The sequence below is a fragment of the Flammeovirgaceae bacterium SG7u.111 genome (assembly GCA_034044135.1).
Classification (GTDB): Bacteria; Bacteroidota; Bacteroidia; order Cytophagales; family Flammeovirgaceae.
In genome coordinates, this window is sequence record CP139021.1 from 1,429,042 (window position 1) to 1,447,647 (window position 18,606).

At 41.9% G+C, this 18,606-nt stretch carries 14 protein-coding genes; 7 read left to right on the forward strand and 7 right to left on the reverse strand.

Annotation, left to right across the window (positions count from 1 at the left end; translation table 11 throughout):
• Positions 1 to 521: 521 nt before the first annotated feature.
• Positions 522 to 5,516: a carbohydrate-binding protein gene (locus R9C00_05595; protein WPO36914.1), complete on the reverse strand. Its 4,995-nt coding sequence runs from the start codon at positions 5,514 to 5,516 to the stop codon at positions 522 to 524.
• A gap of 502 nt (positions 5,517 to 6,018) precedes the next feature.
• Entirely contained in the window at positions 6,019 to 6,357 is a 339-nt protein-coding gene (locus tag R9C00_05600) for a patatin-like phospholipase family protein (GenBank protein ID WPO36915.1), read from the reverse strand.
• A 66-nt stretch (positions 6,358 to 6,423) separates the two neighbouring features.
• Between R9C00_05600 and R9C00_05605 the strand changes: the two genes are divergently transcribed.
• The 7 genes from R9C00_05605 to R9C00_05635 all read left to right on the forward strand — a co-directional run bounded on the left by R9C00_05605 (position 6,424) and on the right by R9C00_05635 (position 14,208).
• The gene (locus R9C00_05605; protein ID WPO36916.1) at positions 6,424 to 7,392 is read left to right on the forward strand and encodes a TonB family protein; all 969 of its coding nucleotides are present in this window, start codon (positions 6,424 to 6,426) and stop codon (positions 7,390 to 7,392) included.
• A 215-nt stretch (positions 7,393 to 7,607) separates the two neighbouring features.
• Positions 7,608 to 9,857 (forward strand): molybdopterin-dependent oxidoreductase, encoded by a 2,250-nt coding sequence (locus tag R9C00_05610; protein ID WPO36917.1) that lies wholly within the window; start codon positions 7,608 to 7,610, stop codon positions 9,855 to 9,857.
• A 468-nt stretch (positions 9,858 to 10,325) separates the two neighbouring features.
• Positions 10,326 to 10,859: a 4Fe-4S dicluster domain-containing protein gene (locus R9C00_05615; protein WPO36918.1), complete on the forward strand. Its 534-nt coding sequence runs from the start codon at positions 10,326 to 10,328 to the stop codon at positions 10,857 to 10,859.
• 38 nt (positions 10,860 to 10,897) lie between these two features.
• The gene (gene nrfD / locus R9C00_05620) at positions 10,898 to 11,839 is read left to right on the forward strand and encodes an NrfD/PsrC family molybdoenzyme membrane anchor subunit (GenBank protein ID WPO36919.1); all 942 of its coding nucleotides are present in this window, start codon (positions 10,898 to 10,900) and stop codon (positions 11,837 to 11,839) included.
• A 158-nt stretch (positions 11,840 to 11,997) separates the two neighbouring features.
• Entirely contained in the window at positions 11,998 to 12,531 is a 534-nt protein-coding gene (locus R9C00_05625; protein ID WPO36920.1) for a YeeE/YedE thiosulfate transporter family protein, read from the forward strand.
• Positions 12,532 to 12,673: 142 nt separating this feature from the next.
• Positions 12,674 to 13,276 carry a YeeE/YedE thiosulfate transporter family protein gene (locus tag R9C00_05630; GenBank protein WPO36921.1) on the forward strand — a complete coding sequence of 201 codons (603 nt, stop codon included), beginning with the start codon at positions 12,674 to 12,676 and terminating at the stop codon, positions 13,274 to 13,276.
• A 311-nt stretch (positions 13,277 to 13,587) separates the two neighbouring features.
• Positions 13,588 to 14,208: a rhodanese-like domain-containing protein gene (locus R9C00_05635; protein ID WPO36922.1), complete on the forward strand. Its 621-nt coding sequence runs from the start codon at positions 13,588 to 13,590 to the stop codon at positions 14,206 to 14,208.
• 61 nt (positions 14,209 to 14,269) lie between these two features.
• Here the strand turns inward: R9C00_05635 and R9C00_05640 are convergent, their stop codons facing one another.
• The 5 genes from R9C00_05640 to R9C00_05660 form a co-directional block, all read right to left on the reverse strand.
• On the reverse strand, positions 14,270 to 14,890 hold the full coding sequence (locus R9C00_05640; GenBank protein ID WPO36923.1) for a Vat family streptogramin A O-acetyltransferase: 621 nt from the start codon (positions 14,888 to 14,890) through the stop codon (positions 14,270 to 14,272).
• Positions 14,891 to 15,072: 182 nt separating this feature from the next.
• The gene (locus R9C00_05645; protein WPO36924.1) at positions 15,073 to 15,609 is read right to left on the reverse strand and encodes a hypothetical protein; all 537 of its coding nucleotides are present in this window, start codon (positions 15,607 to 15,609) and stop codon (positions 15,073 to 15,075) included.
• Between the two features lie 196 nt (positions 15,610 to 15,805).
• Entirely contained in the window at positions 15,806 to 16,225 is a 420-nt protein-coding gene (locus R9C00_05650) for a hypothetical protein (GenBank protein WPO36925.1), read from the reverse strand.
• A 949-nt stretch (positions 16,226 to 17,174) separates the two neighbouring features.
• On the reverse strand, positions 17,175 to 17,765 hold the full coding sequence (locus R9C00_05655; GenBank protein WPO36926.1) for a heme-binding protein: 591 nt from the start codon (positions 17,763 to 17,765) through the stop codon (positions 17,175 to 17,177).
• A gap of 76 nt (positions 17,766 to 17,841) precedes the next feature.
• Positions 17,842 to 18,423 (reverse strand): Crp/Fnr family transcriptional regulator, encoded by a 582-nt coding sequence (locus R9C00_05660; GenBank protein ID WPO36927.1) that lies wholly within the window; start codon positions 18,421 to 18,423, stop codon positions 17,842 to 17,844.
• Positions 18,424 to 18,606: the final 183 nt, after the last annotated feature.

Consider the following 18,606-nt stretch of genomic DNA (forward strand, 5'->3'; position numbering starts at 1 on the left):
ATGGTTTTGATATTTTGTCCTGTGCTAATTAAAATAATGTATTAAAGTATAAGTACACATTGTGTTTGATAAATAGCTTCATGTTGAGAAATGGTGTTGCAACCAAATTTGATGCTGAAAAGATCAGGTTATCATTGATTGGATAAAATCAAGTTCTATTTCTTTATCCTTTGGTTATTTGTGTCTGAGGCTGGAGTGGACGTGGACGAAAGGGTGAACGGTATTTTAAAGCAAGAGTTTTTATTAGAAAAGTACGCGGAAGGGTGACGTTTTAAATGCGTACTTGAAAGAAGTTATCAACACTTAATATCCTAGTAAGACCTCACTTTCCCAACCATTATCTTCTGACTGAAAAATGCACCAACAACAGGACATTAAAATGAAAACCTATAAAAAGGAAAAGCTCAACGGGATTTTTCTCGTTGAGCTTTTATCCTAATCGATGTCTAATTTCCGTATCACTATATCAGGACTAGACAGTTTTGAGTACCCCCTAACTAAACAAGGCTAGGGGGTAAGTATTAACGCTTTATAAAGTTTACAGTTTGTACGCCTCCAGTATAGTGGAGCTGAAGTATGTACGTACCTTTGGATAACTCAGGTATATCTAATGTGTAATTCAATTCTCCTTCTTGTAGGAAGCCCAATTCTTTGGCATATACAAGTTGACCTACCGAATTTACGATAGCCACTTTCGCCTCAGAAGCATTAAAAAAGAAGCTGTTTATATTAATTTGATTAGACAGCACAGGGTTAGGGTACACCATTAGTTCGGTCTGTAGGTTTTCTTCAATGTTGTTTATAACCAATGACCTTCCTTGTCTTTGCGCACTCTCATCATTGCAATTTCCTGCCGATATACCTAAGCCTGTCACTTCAAGGTAGTCTATATAAGGTAAACCTTTAAAAGTAAGTGATGTTAATTTTATATTATTTACCCCTTCACCAAGATCTACTGTAAAGCTTATAGTATTCCATTGAAAGCGGTTAGGCTTGGCTTTCATTTTTAAATTATTAATCACTACTTCATCATTAATAGACAAGCGAGCATTCTTACGGTATAATAAACCATTATGATACCGTATTGTGAATTCATAACTGCCTTCCATAGGTGCATTTACTGCCCAATATATACTTACCCCTCTTCTAAAATAAGTATTGGTATAACCCGTTCCCGTATACCCAGAAATGTAGGAGTGTACAGTACCGTCTATATCACAAAAACCAGCCTCATCTTCTTGTATTTTCACAGTAAGTATCTGGTAATCTAAAAATGCTTCTGTCGCGCTAGATATTACTGAAAAGCCATTGTCATCTATTCCTTTTACCCAATAATAATACGTGTTTCCTGCTTCTGCAGTAGAGTCTGTAAAGGTTGTAATGGAATTTGCTACACTAGCGATTAGCTCACTGCTAGTTGAGTCTGAGTTGGTACTTCTGTATATTTCTTGGTTGCTGAAAGTGATATTTTCCACTATCCAATCTAAAGAAATAGTAGCATCATTGGCAACAGCAGTAAGTGTGATACTAGGTGTTGGAGGAATAACTACTCCTATACCTTCAGAATTGATAGAAGAACCATCGTCATAAATACCTTTTATCCAGTAGAAATACGTGCTATCTGCTACTATGTTGGTATCTATATAAGTAGTATCGGTAGCACTTATACTGGCAATTCGTGACCTGCCACTTGGGTTTGAATCCCCATCTCTAAATATTTCTTGGTGGTGGAAAGAGGTGTTTTCTATTGTCCAGTTGAGTGCGGCATAGCCATAATTGCCCTCACCTACTAGTGTAATGGCCGGTACAAGTATTTCCTCAGGTGCTGTTGCTTGTCCTACATTAGAGTTGATGTTTGAGCCATCGTTATAAACACCCTTGATCCAATAATAATAAGTAATACCTGCTTCTAAATCACTATCTGTAAAGGTAGTATCGGTAGCTCCTAAGCTTCCAATATGAGTCCTGCCACTTGGGTTAGAATCGGTATCCCTAAATATTTCTTGGTGGCGAAAAGAAGTGTTTTTTATCTCCCAACTTAATTGAATAGCTACATCTGTTGCATTGGCTTCCAATACGATAGCAGGTACTATAGGAACGGAAGCTGTACTTGCTTGGGCTGAATTAGAGTTGATGTTTGAACCATCGTCATAAATGCCTTTTATCCAGTAGAAATATGTGCTATCTGCTACTATGCTGGTATCTATATAAGTAGTGTCGGTAGCACTTATACTGGCAATTCGTGACCTACCACTTGGGTTTGAATCCCCATCTCTAAATATTTCTTGGTGGCGAAAAGAAGTGTTTTTTATCTCCCAACTTAATGCAACTTCAACTTCGCTACCATCAGCAGTTAAGGTAATGCCCGGTACTGGCTGAGGGATAGTTGCCCCGACTGCATCTGAACTAATGGATGACCCATCGTCATAAGTTCCTTTAATCCAGTAATAATAAGTACTGTCTGTTTCAATATTGGTGTCGGTAAATGTAGTTTCTGTTGCCCCTAAACTTCCTATACGAGCTCTTCCATTTGGGTCAGCGTCAGTATCTCTATAAACTTCTTGTCGGATAAAAACAGCATTCTCTATTACCCAATCCAACTTCACACTATCTGCACTGGCAACTGCTTCAAGTATAATAGAAGGGCTGTATACACATTCGGCAGCACTTGGACTTGTCCCTTTTTGTCCTCTTACTCCCAAATAATCAACATTGGCCAAGCCGCTACTTGTAGTAGCCTCTAAGCGGATATCATGTTCTCCACTTTCGAGTGCAACAGTAAGAGATGCGGTACTCCAGCTAGTCCAGCCGCCTGTTGGGGGAAGACCTACATTGCCCATATTGACACCGTCAATAATCAAATCTCCAGGGCGGTCTGAAGAGCCATTGGCATACCTGAACAAGATTTCATAATCATCGCTTGTGTCAACAGAAATACGCCATTCGATACCCTTGCCAAGCGTGTTATCTGTATTAGCAAAACCATCGCCTGTATAGCCTGCATTATTGCTGTCTATTGTACCTTCTATACTACAAAAACCCAATTGGTTTTCTTGGACAAGGACAGGTTCTTCAGGCTTAGTAGGAGTAGCGCTAGCAACATTAGAGTTTATGGTTGAATCACTTCCATCTGTTGTTTTAATCCAATAATAATAAGTACTATCATTCGCTATCCCTGAATCGGTATAAGACCTTTCATGCGATTCAAGAGATGCAATTCTCACTCTGCCCGAGGGGTCATCATCACCATCTCTATAGATTTCTAGTGAGCCATTGACTCCTGATATTATCCAATTGAGGTTTACTAACGAATCACCTTCTACAGCTTCTAAAATTACACTAGTTACATCAGGAGTAGCATTTGCTGCATTGGAGTTTACTGTATTGCCATCTGCATCATACGATTTAATCCAATAATAATAGGTAGTTCCGTTGGCAACACTGTCATCGGTAAATGTATTAGTACTTGCATCAAGTTTTGCTATTCTTACCCTGCCAGATGGGTTTGGGTCGGTATCTCTATATAAATCTTGGCTGGCACTCACTCCAGAGAGCTTCCAGTTTATATCTACAGCACCTTTTCTTCCAATAGCATCTAAGTTGATCAATGCAGGTGGAGTGATTTCTGCAACCAATTCAATATTAGGAGTAGGAGCTGGGTTCATCCCGTCTCCCAAGAAAAAGCCAGGATGTGGTGGCTGATTGTACCCGGTGTTCTGCCATGCGATGGCGGTACGGTACTGTGGATCATGCATCAAGGTATATATCTTATTCGAGGTAGGGATAGTTGTGGTGAATATCAAGAGCTTATCATTGTCTTGATGTCTCCATATTACCTCTTCTCTCCAGTCGCCTAGGATATCGGCAGAAAGGTTTGGCGTGGCCTTGGTACTGTTGTTGGATGCAGCGCCATAGGTCGATCCGCTGAGCAAAGGCGAGGATGTAAAGTTGGTATAATCCCACTTGCTAATGGTTGTGCCGTCTAACAATTCGCGTAGAAGGTCGCCGTCCCACCAAGAGGCAAAGTTCATCTGCCCGGGGCGCGATGTGCTTATCTGTGTTCCATCGGCTGCATTAAGTCCACCTCTGCTAGCCCATGCCTCATATCCTAAATGGGTTGGGTCTATGTCCATTGCCACGCCCCTTCCAATATCGCCACCTTCTCCTGGTCTGCTCCAGATAATTTCTCCAGTAGCAGCATCGTGGAGCTCGATCCCGTGCTCGCCATATTGGGAAGGGCTTTCGTGCACCATAAATATCTCAAGTCCTGGCCTGTTAGGGTCGATGTCGCTCATGTGTTCCGCGTCGCCGTGTCCTAGTCCAGTGGTATAAAAACCTGTTCCGTCATCGTCAATAGTTGCTGCGCCATATACAATCTCGTCTTTGCCATCGCCATCTACATCGCCAGTGATCAAGCTGTGCGCGCCCTGTCCAGCATAGCCCTCGTTGCCCGGGGTATCACTGTCGAATACCCAGCGTTGGGTAAGCTGTTCGCTGCGCCAGTCCCATGCCGCCAATACAGTGCGTGTATAATATCCACGGCACATTACTAGGCTGGGCTTGTTTCCGTCTAGATAGGCAACGCCTGCCAAGAAACGGTCGACCCTGTTTCCATAATTGTCTCCCCAGCTGCTCACAGAGCCTCTTGCAGGGACATAGTTCGTGGTTGCCATAGCTGCGCCAGTCTCCCCATTGAAGACGGTGAGGTATTCTGGGCCAGACAGTATATACCCGTTGGAGTTCCTGTAGTCGGCATTTATATCTCCAATGACAGTGCCTTCTGCGTCTATGGTGGCGTCAGCTGTCTTGCATGCCAGCTCAGCTTTTCCGTCGCTGTCTAGGTCATAGACCATGAAATGTGTATAGTGTGCCCCTGCCCTTATGTTTCTTCCCAGGTCTATTCTCCACAATAGTGTGCCCTCCAGCGTGTATGCATCGATGAAGACGTTGCCTGTATAGCCCGACTGTGAGTTGTCCTTTGAGTTGGAGGGATCCCATTTTACGATGATCTCATAATCCCCATCTCCGTCGAGGTCTCCTACGCTACAGTCGTTCGGGCTGTAGGTATAGGTTCCGCCGCTGGGGGTGGTTCCGCCCGCAGGTCGTTGTAGGTTTAGCGTATGGTAGGGCTGCTCCCAGACACTGGTCGAGCCAAAAGCAGGTTGTTCTACTCCGGCAATTACGGGCAGTACAGTGTAATGGCCATTACTAGCCGTGCTGTCTATGTAATTGGTGGACTGTGTGATTGGCGAATTGTTTAGCAACGTACCACCTCTGTACAGGTTGAAGGCAATGTCGGTAGGGTCTGTGCCCAACATGCGCCAAGAAACAAAGACTTCATTGCTACTTGTGCGGACAGCTATAATACCTCTGTTGAGGGATTCTACCTTGTTTTGTGAATAAGTATTTGTTGTAGAGAATAAGATTAGTGTATAAATTACACTTGTGAGGGTAGCCCATAATTTTGAGCTAGAGCATACTCGTTTGAGCGTGCCCGTGGCAGTTCTTCTTTTCATTGTCATATTAACTGTTTAATAAATAAAATATAAACTTCTGATGGAGTACCATCAAAAAGGGTGTTTATTTTATGTTTGCTAGTATCATAAGTATGTAATTATAAACATTACGCACTCATGTGTTTATTGCCTAGAGGTAGTTTGGCGACATATACAATGTCAACCAAGTCTTGGCTAGGGGTATTCTTATTATTGAAAATTTTATTTAATAGTTACTTGTCTACTGTTTTCATATTTATCTGTAATAGATATCATTAAGTAGGGGCATGGTTATAGTCAAGACTGAAGAAAGAGTAAGTTTTTTATTGGTCTCAAGACTGTTTTTTTAAAACCTAGCACTTTCAGTGCAGAACTTTAGTATCACGAAAAAATGTTACTTGAGTATAGTACACATTGTAAAATAGTGCTAAAAATTTAAATATAAAAAATAAGGAGTACTTTCCTTCTGAACTTTTTTTTATGAAAAGCACCAAATGGTTTAGCCTATTCTTATGTTTTGTAGTCATTGTGATGGGGTGTTTTTCTTAATCAGCTCTTCTAGGTAAGATAAATTGAGCAAGCCATTGCGGAGCCAGCTAAGTCGGAAAATTTTGGAAAACCGTTGTTGGGAAACAATCGTAAGCATTTCTTCGGGGGAATAACCTGCGGTATAAAATGCACCGATGATAGCTCCCATGCTCGTCCCCGAAATTTCATCCACATGGATATGTTCTTCTTCCAATGCCCTCAAAAATCCGATATGCACCACGCCCCTAGCTCCACCTCCGCTTAGGGCAATTCCAATATAGCGGTTATTATTCCTTCTTCTCGCTCGTCTAAAGTATTTAAAGAGGTTTAGCATAGTTATTAACTGGTTGTTGGTTAACTATATAAACACCCAAACCCCCTATTAGGGTTGCAGGAAAGTTTGGATTTAATATTGGACGAACTGGATTCTTCGTTAATTATTCAAGAGGTTTGCAACCTGATAAACCAGCTGAATCACTTTTGTATACATTACATTATGAAAACTCGATTGAATTTTTTTCTATTACCAATTTTTGTGCTGAGCCTTTTGAAAGCTGCGCCGGCTACTGCGCAGATGATTTCTTTTTTCAATAAAAACTGGGCGCCGGTTTACACTTTTGAAGAAGCGGAATATGTCAGAAAGGCTGTAAATAAAGGAAGTTATTTTATAGTAGCTGACCACTATAAGAGTGGTCAAATTCAGATGACGGGTACTTTTAAAAGCCTGAAACCAGAGGTGAAAGAAGGAATGTTCAAATGGTATAACGAAGAAGGGATATTAACTACGAAAGTGGCTTATAAGGATAATAAAAAAATTGGGGTAGAACTTGAATATTATTCAACTGGAGAACTAAAGTCTAAATTTCTCTATTTTGGTGATAGTTGTAAAACTATCCAAATTTGGACAAAGGAAGGTGTAGAGGTGTTAAGCGAGGGAAATGGTGAGTTTAATTATTATGATGAAGAATTGAAGGGTAACGTATTTAGTATTTACAAAGACTCAGTACTTGTAGAAGGATATATTATTAGGGACCATGACCAATTAAAAATATATTATAAACCAGAAAAAAATGCAGAACCTGAAAAAGGGATGATTAACTTTTTAAGAAAAATAGGTTCTAACCTAAAATATCCAGTTGAAGCAAAAAGGTATGGAGTTGAAGGCAAGGTGTATGTAAAGCTTATAATAGGAAAGGACGGGAAAATTAGTGAAGCGACAATTAATCGTGATATTGGAAGTGGATGTGGCGAAGCCGTTTTGGAAACAATTGAAAAAATAAGGAAAAAAGCAAAGTGGATTCCCGCAGAAGCCAATGGCGAGGTCCAAAATCAGGTTGTGACTTTACCTGTTAATTTTAAGTTAGGTTGATTATTACAGTTTAACGCAAACAACAGCCGTATCAGATGATCTGATACGGCTGTTGCTATTTAGAATCCGTCTATTTTATATGTATATATGAAAATATTGACATATATCATTTTTTAGATACTTCCCCACCCCGATATTTATCCCAATGAAAAGCTGATTTGTGGTATAGACTACAACCTTTTTATTGATTTTTCACCTAAGGGTATTTTTTTACGATGAAAGCATCAAGACGAGATTTTATCAAGTTATCCTCATTGGGTTTGGGCGGAGTAGCCTTAGGCGGTTCGGCGGTGAGCTGGGCGGCAGGGCAAATTGTCAACGACAAAGTTCCCCCACCTTTCAATGCCTCCAAAATCCCCACGTACTGCGAGGTTTGTTTCTGGAAATGTGCAGGATGGACGCATCTCAACGATAAAGGAGAGATTTGGAAACTGACAGGCAACCAAGAAGACCCGCATTGCAACGGAAGGCTTTGCCCTCGAGGCACTGGTGGGGTAGGGATGTACTACGACGAAGACCGCCTCAAAACTCCCCTCATCCGAACTACAGTCGATGGAAAGCAGACCTTTAAAAAAGCAAGCTGGGAAGAGGCGTTGGATTTGATAGCCGATAAGATGAAAGTCCTTGCCGATACCTACGGACCTGAATGTATGGCTTTGTTTACCCACGGCTCTGGCGGTAAATATTTTGGTAACTTGTTGAAAGCCTATGGTTCAACCAACATCACCGCCCCATCTTTTGCCCAGTGCCGAGGCCCTCGTGAAGTTGCCTTTGCAGCTACCTTTGGCGAATTGGTGCTTTCCCCCGAGCGAACCGACATCCGAGATACCAAATGCTTGGTGCTGATAGGTTCGCACATAGGTGAGAATATGCACAACGGGCAGGTGCAGGAAATGTCCGATGCGATAGACAAAGGGGCGACCATCATCACGGTAGATCCTCGCTTTTCTACAGCAGCGAGCAAATCAAAATTCTGGTTACCCATCAAGCCTTCTACCGACCTAGCCCTACTGTTGGCTTGGACGAACGTCATCATCAACGAAGGTTGGTACGATAAAGAATATGTAGAAAAATATACCTACGGTTTTGAAGAACTCAAAGCCCATGTGCAGCAATATACCCCCGAATGGGCTTATGGCGTGACCACTATAGAGCCTGAGAAAATCCGAGCGACTGCCAAGGCGATGGCGGATGCCGCTCCTGCGGTGATTGTCCACCCTGGCAGGCATGTAACGTGGTACGGCGATGATACCCAGCGCCTCCGAGCTGTGGCTATTCTGAATGCTATTTTAGGCTCTTGGGGTAGGAGAGGAGGTTTTTACAGCCCAGAAAAAGTTGCTGTTCCCGATTTTCCACACCCGAAATATCCAACTCCTTCCAAAACTTGGAGAGATGCTTTCCCTGGCAAATTCAACCTTGCCAGCGAAGTGCTTTCCTCGGGCATTTGCGAGGCGACCATACCCAATGCGGACAGGGAATGCTCTTTCAAAGGGTGGATTGTGAATGGAACGAACCTGATTCACACACTTCCCAATCAAAAACAGACCTTAGAAGCCATCCAAAATCTGGAGTTAATGGTGGTGGTCGATACCATGCCAATGGAAATTACGGGCTATGCCGATGTGATTTTGCCCGAGTGTACCTATTTGGAACGCTACGATAGTATAAGAAACTCTCCTCATCGCGAGCCATATATTGCGCTGAGGGCGCCAGCTACCCAACCCAAATACGATTCCAAGCCAGCTTGGTGGATTGCCAAGCAACTCGCCAATAAGCTGGATTTGGGACATTATTTTGCCTACAAAAACATTGAGGAAATGCTCGATTGGCAATTCAAACAGGTGGGGACTTCCTTAGCGGAAATGAAGAAAATTGGGGTCAAAAAGTTCGATAGGGAATACGATGACCTGTACTTTGCCCCAGACGAAGAAATAGAGTTTAACACGAATACGGGGAAAATAGAACTGTATTCGACCGATTTGGAAGCGGAGGGTTTCGATCCTATCCCCAAATACACCGCTCACCCTGAAGCGCCTGCAGGTTTCTATCGCTTGAACTATGGCAGGACGCCTGCGCATACGTTCAGCCGAACCGCAAATAATCCGAACCTGACCGACCTGCTCGCTGAAAATGCGCTTTGGGTCAACCCAAAAGTTGCCGAGGAATGGGAGCTGAAAAATGGGCAAAAAGTCTGGCTCAAAAACCAAGACGATGCCGTGAGCACCTTCCCCATAAAAGTGAGGGTGACGGAGCGCATCCGTTGGGATTCGGTTTATATGGTGCACGGTTTTGGGCATCAGGCAAAGAAACTGACAAGGGCTTTTGGAAAAGGAGCGAGTGACAGCGAGCTTATCACCAAAGTGATGCTCGACCCGATAATGGGCGGCACGGGCATGCGTGGCAATTTTGTCACTTTCCTCAAAGAAGACCCCGCAAAAGCGAAGGTAGATGATGCAATGGTTTGATGATGAGGGGATGTGCTGATTTTTCGATGTGCTGATGTGCTGATGAGAGGATTAGGAAATGAGGAGATGAAATCACGACGTGGTCGTTTCGACCGCCCACGTCGCTTGTGCAGCCAGTTTGATGAGCAGGAGGTGAGAGGATTAGAGAATGTGTTGATTTGTCGATGTGCTAATGTGCTGATGAGAAAATTAGAGAATGGATTTTTAGTTGGGGGCGTGTTGTCCTGACGTTCAACACCCTCCGATTCAGCTAAGCGCTGACCCACCTTTCTCAAGGGAGGAATTTATAGTCAGGTTTTTACCCCGTAGGGGTTACATTATTGTAGAAACGGCCAAAGGTTATAAAACACAACCCTGTAGGGGTTGCACAAAGATTGAAGTGATTGGGTAAGCCATCTTACCAAACACCTCATTTCCCGAAGTAGGGACTTTTGAAACGAATATTTTTTATCTGAAAATACCAGAATTATGAGATATGCAATGGCAATTGATACCAAGAAATGCGTTGGGTGCAGCGATTGTGTAGTTGCCTGCCAAACTGAAAATAATGTCCCCATAGGGCATTGCCGCGACTGGATAGTGGAAGCAACCAGCGGGACCTACCCCCAACTAGAGCTGGAAATCCGCTCCGAGCGTTGCAATCACTGCGCAAATGCCCCTTGCGTACGCTGCTGCCCAACAGGAGCCAGCCACTACGCCGACGGAGGTATCGTTTTGGTTACGCAAAATGATTGCATTGGCTGCGGTGCTTGTATCGCTTCTTGCCCCTACGATGCCCGCTACCCGCACCCCGATGGCTACGTGGACAAATGCACTTTTTGCCATCACAAAGTCACCAAAGGGGAAAACCCTGCCTGCGTGGAAGTCTGCCCCACCAAGTGCCTCTACTTTGGAGACTTGGACGACCCGAACAGCGATGTTTCTAAAAAGTTGAAGGAACGGAAACACAAAACATTGATTCCAGAAGCGGGTACTGACCCCAAGCTTTATTTTTTGATTTAAAGAGATTTAACATGCTCATTTTTTAATAAGAAAAGAAAATGGAAGAAGAACTCATTGTAAGCGGAAGGATGAACCCCAAGATAGACCCAGGCTTGAACATTTGGCACTGGGAAATCCCTTTTTACCTCTTTGTAGGCGGATTGGCAGCGGGAATCTTGTTTTTTGCAGCCTATTATTATTTGCAAGGTAAGGAAAAAGAATGCCCCACTGCAGTCAAGATAGCACCATTGGTTACGCCAATCTTATTGGCAGTAGGTTTGGGAGCACTCTTTTTAGACCTTAGCCACAAACCCTATTTTTGGAAACTCTACACCACCATCAAAATCCAATCGCCCATGTCGTGGGGAGCTTGGACGCTCATGGTCGTTACCCCGCTTTCCATCCTTTGGAGCGGCAGCTATTTGCGAGAGGTTTTTCCCAAGTGGGACTGGAAAATCAAACCACTTTACCAACTTGAAGCCTTTGCCATCAAACAGCGCAAACCCATGGCTTGGCTCTTGGTCTTCTTCTCCGTTATTTTGGGCATTTACACAGGCATTTTACTTTCCGCCTTCAACGCTCGCCCACTTTGGAATACTTCCATTTTAGGCCCATTATTCCTCGCATCGGGGCTTTCCGCAGGAGCGGCAACTATCATGATGATGTCCAAAAGCCATTTAGAAAGAACGCTTTTCAGCAAAATTGACCTGATAATCATTGGTGTGGAGCTGTTTTTCATCATTCACATGTTTATGGGCTTTATGGCAAGTACCCAAGTGCAGATAGAAGCTGCAAGGCTTTTTTGGGGCGGGGAATTCACCCTTCCCTTCTGGATTTTCGTCGTGTTCATAGGCATGCTCGTGCCCGCCATTTTGGAAGTGCTGGAGCTGAAAGGGCAAAAAATCCCAGCTTATGTACCCGCTGTCCTCATCATTTTTGGCAACATCATGCTACGCTTTCTCATCGTAGAAGCAGGGCAAGCTAGTCGGTATTTGTATTAGGGGCTAGAAGTTGGAGGCTAGATATTAGAAAAGAAAAAAGTATAGCGCAAGGGTCTCCCTTGTGCTTGAAAACAAGTTTCAGCGTCCCGCTGAAATCACTAGAAACGATAGCATCAAAGTAGATTGTGATGCAAACGAAACAACAGAAATTTTTAATCATGGAAAACAAAAATTATATCACGGGAAACCGCAAGTACATGAACCCCTATTTGGCGGGGGTGCTGCTTGGGGTAGTGCTTTTGCTGTCCTTTTACCTCACGGGTAGGGGACTCGGTGCCAGCGGTGCGATGAAAAGTGTGGTAGTCACTTCGGTGGAAAAAGTTTCCCCAGCCCATGCCGAAGACTCGGGCTTTTATAGCAAGTACTTAGGAGGGGAAGATTCCCCTATGAAAACTTGGTTGGTCTTCGAAGTGTTGGGCGTATTGGTCGGGGGCTTTTTGTCAGGAGCATTTTCGGGCAGGTTGAAGTTCAAGCTAGAACGCTCCCCAAAAATCACTAACCGCAAGAGGATTTTGCTGGCGACCATTGGCGGAGCACTGTTCGGCTTCGGTTCGCAACTCGGCAGAGGTTGCACCAGCGGCGCGGCACTCAGCGGCATGTCAGTGCTGTCAGTAGCAGGCTTCGTTACTATGATGGCAATTTTTGGAACTGCCTTCGCTCTAGCCTATTTCTTTAGAAAGAATTGGATATAAGAAGGGTTTCAGGTTGCGAGTTTCGGGCGGTCCGCCGCTGCGGTTACGTGTTTTGAACCAGTAACCAGCAACAGGCAGAATACAGCCTTAGAAAACAATTAGGCTTCAAGTTTCAACAAACATCTTAAAAAAATCAAATAAAATGGGTCCCTTAATTCCATTACTCGAAATATCAGACGAATACAATTTTTTGGTAGCTTTTGCCATCGGATTGGGCTTTGGCTTTGTGTTGGAGCAAGCAGGATTTTCCTCCAGCCGAAAGCTGGCAGGCATGTTCTACGGCTACGACACCACCGTGCTGAAAGTATTCTTCACGGCTGCCATCACCGCCATGCTTGGGCTACTGTTCCTCAACTACTTTGAGCTTATCGATCTCGAAATCATTTATGTAAATCATTATTACGTGACCTCGGCAATTATAGGAGGCATAATCATGGGAGCAGGGTTTATCATTGGAGGCTTTTGCCCAGGCACCAGCGTTTGCGCAGCAGCTATTGGAAAAATAGATGCCATGTGGTTTTTGGGAGGCAGCTTCCTCGGTATCCTACTCTTCGGTGAGACTTACCCTATTTGGGAAACCCTCTACAACGCCGAATACCTCGGTCCGCTAAAGCTTTCCGATTTCCTAGGCATGAGCGATGGACTACTCGCACTATTGATCATAGTAGCAGCAGTAGCCATGTTCTGGGTAGGCGAATGGTCGGAAAAAAAGTTTGGTAGGAAGGATATTACAAAAGAATTATAGCTGATGTGCTAATTGGCTGATGTGCTGATGAAAAAAGCAATCAAATAAAGCCGTCATTCCCACGAAAGTGGGAATCTCCTACCTATTACAGAACCAAGTATCATAAATCTTTGGTTCTTTTAGTAAGTAGATTTACCTAATTAATCGATACAAAACCTATAAGGTTTAATGCATTGCAATCGACTTATAATCATCTTTTTACAGAAATCTTATAGGTTTGGTTTTGTATGTTTGTTTTGGTCTAGTTACTTAGAGTAAATTGGAAAAAATAACTTGCAATCTGTACGCCTGAAACTTGTAACCTTAAGATTATGAAAACCAGAACCCTTTTATCACTCGCTATTGTACTGCTTGGCTCGGTAGCGGCTTTTTTGCCCACCAAAAAGAACAACTCAGCCAAGTTGAGCGCAACCGAAATGATGCGTGAGCTGGAGCTCGAAACCTTCCGCATCAGTACCGATGAGCTGGCAAGCTCGCTTATCAATGCCGACCCGTCCATCATGCTGATCGACTTACGAGATGCGGCTACTTATGAGAAAAATTCGTTGCCTGGCGCACTCAATATCCCTTTCGATAGCATCATGAGCGAAAACTGGCAGCTCTATTTCGACCAAGTGAATACGAGGAAAAACATCCTTTATTCCGACACCGATGCCAAGGCACTGGAAGCGTGGATGCTCATCAGGCAACTTGGTATGAAAAACAACTATGTGCTCACGGGTGGGGTAGAAGCTTGGGAAAAGACCATTATCAAACCTGAGTTACCTAAAACTAGCGAGGCTGAAGAAGCGTTTGCCCTCTACCAAAAACGCTTGGCAGCCAGTGCTTTCTTCACGGGAAAAGGGCTGGACAGCGGTAGCAGCAAGCTAAAGGTCAAGAAAATGCCCATCAAACGCAAAAAGAAAAAAGCCGTGGAAGGTGGGTGTAGTTAAGAAATGAAATATGTGGTTTCAATTTCAAAGGTCTGTGAGTTGCAGGCCTTTTTTTTATCCGTTACTCCAATTTTTCCACCTCATTTCCAGTCAAGTACTGCAAATTTTCTGTGATTTTTTCAATCTCCCAGTCCCACCATTTTAGGGCGAGCAGTTTTTCAATTTGCTCTTCAGAAAACCGTTTTCTGATTTCCTTGGCAGGATTGCCGCCGACTATGGAATAAGGAGCAACGTCTTTAGTTACAGTCGAATTTGAGCCGATAATCGCTCCGTCGCCAATGGTTACACCCGCCATAATGGTGGCGTTGTAGCCAATCCAAACATCGTTACCTATCACCGTATCGCCTTTGCTGGGGTAAGTTTTGCCCTCCATTGCATGCTCCCATCCGTTTTGGAAAATAGCGAAGGGGTAGGTAGAAACCGCATCGGTGAGGTGGTTAGCCCCATTCATAATGAAAGTTACTCCTGAAGCAATCATGCAAAACTTCCCGATGACAAGCTTGTCTCCCACAAAGTCGAAATGATACTTTACATTCTTCTCGAAGTTATGGACATCTTCAAAATCGTCGTAATACGTATAGTCCCCCACAATGATGTTGGGGTTTTTAATGATGTTTTTCAGAAAACAAAGCCTTTCGTAGTTTTCCAGTGGGAAAACTGTGTTTTTATCTGGACCTGTCATAGTGGTTAGATTGATAAATTTGATTCTTTAAGAAACTGCTTGACAAATAACTTATAGGAAAAAGTTGAAGGAAAATAGTTTGGAAGCTAGGGGTTATGCAAAGACGGTAATAGGTCTACAGCGTACACTATTATTTGATTTCTAGCTTCCAATCTCTAACTTCTCTCGTTTTTTACCCTAAATTACTCTCTCACTTTCCCCGTTAATACGCTCACTTTTCCGTTGAAAGGGTTGCCTGAAGAGCGGCGGAATGAAACTACTTGTCCCACGTGCCACACGGCATCTTCTATAGGGCCATTTATCAAATTCCAAAAGGGAAATTCGGTTTTAGAATCGCCTCTTTGGAAAATAATATTCATGTTTTCCATTTCTTTAGGATCGGCTTTTTTGAGCAAATCGCTTGCTTCTTTCAGTATTAGCAATGTTTTACTGCGCATTTCATCAAAGCTGAGTTTTTTTTCAGAGGAGCTGCCGTTGGTTACATTTTTTGCCGCATTCAAAATCATATTGGAAAGACCATAAATGTGCTCAATGGTTTCCATACTTGTTCGAGCCGTTTCGTTGGGCTTGTAGTTCAGGTCTTCTTCTCTAAGTCCTTCCGTAGCCCAGTAGTAGCGGAAGCCCAAGCCATCTACCATCCGTGCGGCTACCGTGGTGGCGGTGAAAGTTTCAGGGCATTCAGTTAATTGTCGATAGGGTAGGGGGCTATCTTGTTCCATAGATTCTTCTGTTTGTGCTAAACTGGCTTGACAAAGGCATGTCAAAAGTAAAATAAGAATTGCTTTCATACGATTTTTTTGAGGTTGAAAAGGAAGAGCTGGCAAGATATAAAAGAAAGCATGAGTACGGTCTCAACCAAAAAACACCTTTGCTTAGAGGGGCAAAGGTGTTTTTTGGTTGAGACCGTACTTTGGTTTAAGACAGCATCATGTCGTATTGGTTAAGAATTTCGTCGTCGAGCCATGCTTTTGATTGGTACTCCGATTCAAATTCTTCTACAGCAAGGTTTTTTCTGATAAGCGCAGTTTTTAGGCTGGCTACATAATAATTAGGTTTATCTTGGTCAATTATAAGAGCAACTCGTTTGAGACCTTGCGCAACAGCATGGGGAACCACTATCCTCGAAATCCACATGAGATCGTCAGAAGTGATTTGCTCTACATTTTCAGTTTGGATGATCCAGTTTTCAGCTTTGTTTTTTAGCAAAAGTTCAAATGCTTTGTTGAAAACAAGACGTATGTGGCGACTATCTGGAACTTCATGCCACATTGTACTGATAGCGTTTAGCTTTGAGTCGAACAGTAGGGATTCTTGAGGAGATTGAAAATTATGCATGTGCTACAGGTTTAGTTATTTTATTAAATTGGTAATATATCTGACAAAGTTGAGTGTTTTTAAGAAGTCTTTTCTACTAACTTTTTTATTAAGAATAAAGTTAGTACTTCCTTTAAAAAGATAGAAGATATTATTTTTAATAGATTGAAAATATATTCATTTTTTTATAGAAAACCAATGATTTATTTCATTCTTTTTGTATGATAATCATTAACTTACATATTTTGATAGCTATGTAAGTTGTTTTGTTATAGGTGTGTTAATCACAGGTTTTATTTGTGTTAGCTTATAGTAAAGCCTGAAAATAGCACCTTTAAACTAGTAGATATAGTCAATATTCTATATTTAAAGTACAGGTGTCTGTCGCTATATTTCGCATGTAATAAACACTATATAATTTGTTTTTTGGTAGTGTACGTATATTCAACTCCTACTAAAAAGAATTTATTGCTTTTATCTCAATTAGGTGTTTGTTTTTCAGGAAGTTAGTCTTATATATTTTAGGGTTTTATCCAGTTCAGTAAGGTAAACAAAGAGCATTAGGGTAAAAAATAGATTGTATGCTTAGGATTAGTTAATATATTAAAATAAAAATAATGACAATCCGAAAAATGTTATAAGCTGATGGTGAAGGATTTGAGTGTTTTTTTCTTCTGAATTCACACTTCCTGTTTGTGGTTCATTTTCAGAAGTATAACCAACTTTTCAGGGCTACACTGTTTTTTGGGTAAGGCGGTTTTTTTTAGGACATCGGTCAGGTTGAAAAACCTCTTTTTTTTCTGGCAAGATGGGGGAAGGGAGAATCATGTAGGCTATATCCCGGGTTGCGATAGTGAAGACATTAGAATGAATCCTGTAAAGATTTTTTTGATCGTGGTTTTTAATGTTTTGAAGCGGAAAAATCTATACAAATCAACCTGTGATATAGCCTATTCTAAAAATTAATGTATTATTCAATTATGGCATTGGCTCCTATTGTCGCAATTTCGTGATCTTGCTCTATTGTGCCTCCACTCACGCCAATGGCGCCAATAATCTTTCCTTCTTTGTTCTTAATAGGCACACCGCCGGGGAAGGTTATCAAGCCATCATTGGACTCTTCGATATTATAAATTATTCCTCCAGGTTGTGTAAGTTTCCCTAATTCTCCAGTAGCAATGTCGAAATACCTTGCCGTTTTTGCCTTTTTTATAGCAACATCTATACTTCCCAAATAAGATTCATTCATACGGATAAAGGCTTTCAAATTAGCCCCGGCATCTACTACAGCGATGTTTACCAATACATTAGAATCCTCCGCCTTTTTCTTTGCAGTCAGCACTGCTTTTAGCGCTTCTTCATGTGAGATGTCGTTAGTAATTTGTGCATTTGCAGCATTAAACTGTACAGAGAGTGCAAGTAATACAACTACAATAATTGAAGCTTTCAATTGGCTAAGTAAGTTCATTATGATTTCAGAGCTTTTTTTTGGGCTGTTTTTAAGATTATTGCCATGCAAATCCTTGTGACTTGTTGAAATAAATAATGCTTTTTTCATCATGTTTTTTCGTTTGAATGCAAAGTTTACAAACGTATTTGACAAAAAAGTTGAACAAGTTCAACTCTGAATAAAAGCCTCAACTAGTTTTAGGTTGTTTCTTCAGTTTGCTTAGAAACTCATGAGTTATCCCTAGGTAGCTCGCAATTTGTTTGTCGGTCACTTTTGATGAAATATCAGGATAAGTGGTTAAAAAGTAATGATATCTTTCTTTTGCCGTAAGGCAATTATTTCGAATCAAGCGTCTTTGCCATGCAACGAGTGCTTTTTGGGACATTACTCTAAATAACTTTTCTACAAAAGGGTGGGACTCGTAAAGTGCCAGTTTATCTGCCCGGTTTATCAAAAGCACTTTACTATCTTCTAAAGCTTGTATGTTTAGATCAGATGGGGTTCGGTTCATGAAACTATCTATGTCCATCAACCACCAGTCTTTTACAGCGAAATACAAGGTGTTTTCATTTCCTTCATTATCAATCGTGAATATCCTAAAACAGCCTTCTAACACAAAACCTTCATACTTACACACTTTTCCTTGTGTTAATAAGAAATCTTTTTTCTTAATTGACTTAGGATGAAAATGCTTGCAAAATTCCTCTAACTCTGTATCGGAAAGCTGAATGTTTTTCTTGATATTTTCTTTCAGTAAATCGTCTTTCATTAATGTAAATATGTGTTGAAAACTTGTAAGGGAATTACTGGATTTTTGCTCAGCTGTTGATTTTTGAACGGTTTTTCATCAAATGTAAAATAGTTGATGTTCATTCTCAAAAACAGGCAGAATAGAAAACTGTTTCTTAATAAATCTTACAAAAATTGACCATAAAAACGGTTTTCTTGGTCA

Coding starts and splice junctions, on each gene's coding strand:
- R9C00_05595 (WPO36914.1), bottom strand. CDS start 5,516: ATGAAAAGAAGAACTGCCACGGGCACGCTCAAACGAGTATGCTCTAGC.
- R9C00_05600 (WPO36915.1), bottom strand. CDS start 6,357: ATGCTAAACCTCTTTAAATACTTTAGACGAGCGAGAAGAAGGAATAAT.
- R9C00_05610 (WPO36917.1), top strand. CDS start 7,608: ATGAAAGCATCAAGACGAGATTTTATCAAGTTATCCTCATTGGGTTTG.
- R9C00_05615 (WPO36918.1), top strand. CDS start 10,326: ATGAGATATGCAATGGCAATTGATACCAAGAAATGCGTTGGGTGCAGC.
- nrfD (WPO36919.1), top strand. CDS start 10,898: ATGGAAGAAGAACTCATTGTAAGCGGAAGGATGAACCCCAAGATAGAC.
- R9C00_05625 (WPO36920.1), top strand. CDS start 11,998: ATGGAAAACAAAAATTATATCACGGGAAACCGCAAGTACATGAACCCC.
- R9C00_05630 (WPO36921.1), top strand. CDS start 12,674: ATGGGTCCCTTAATTCCATTACTCGAAATATCAGACGAATACAATTTT.
- R9C00_05635 (WPO36922.1), top strand. CDS start 13,588: ATGAAAACCAGAACCCTTTTATCACTCGCTATTGTACTGCTTGGCTCG.
- R9C00_05640 (WPO36923.1), bottom strand. CDS start 14,890: ATGACAGGTCCAGATAAAAACACAGTTTTCCCACTGGAAAACTACGAA.
- R9C00_05645 (WPO36924.1), bottom strand. CDS start 15,609: ATGGAACAAGATAGCCCCCTACCCTATCGACAATTAACTGAATGCCCT.
- R9C00_05650 (WPO36925.1), bottom strand. CDS start 16,225: ATGCATAATTTTCAATCTCCTCAAGAATCCCTACTGTTCGACTCAAAG.
- R9C00_05655 (WPO36926.1), bottom strand. CDS start 17,765: ATGATGAAAAAAGCATTATTTATTTCAACAAGTCACAAGGATTTGCAT.
- R9C00_05660 (WPO36927.1), bottom strand. CDS start 18,423: ATGAAAGACGATTTACTGAAAGAAAATATCAAGAAAAACATTCAGCTT.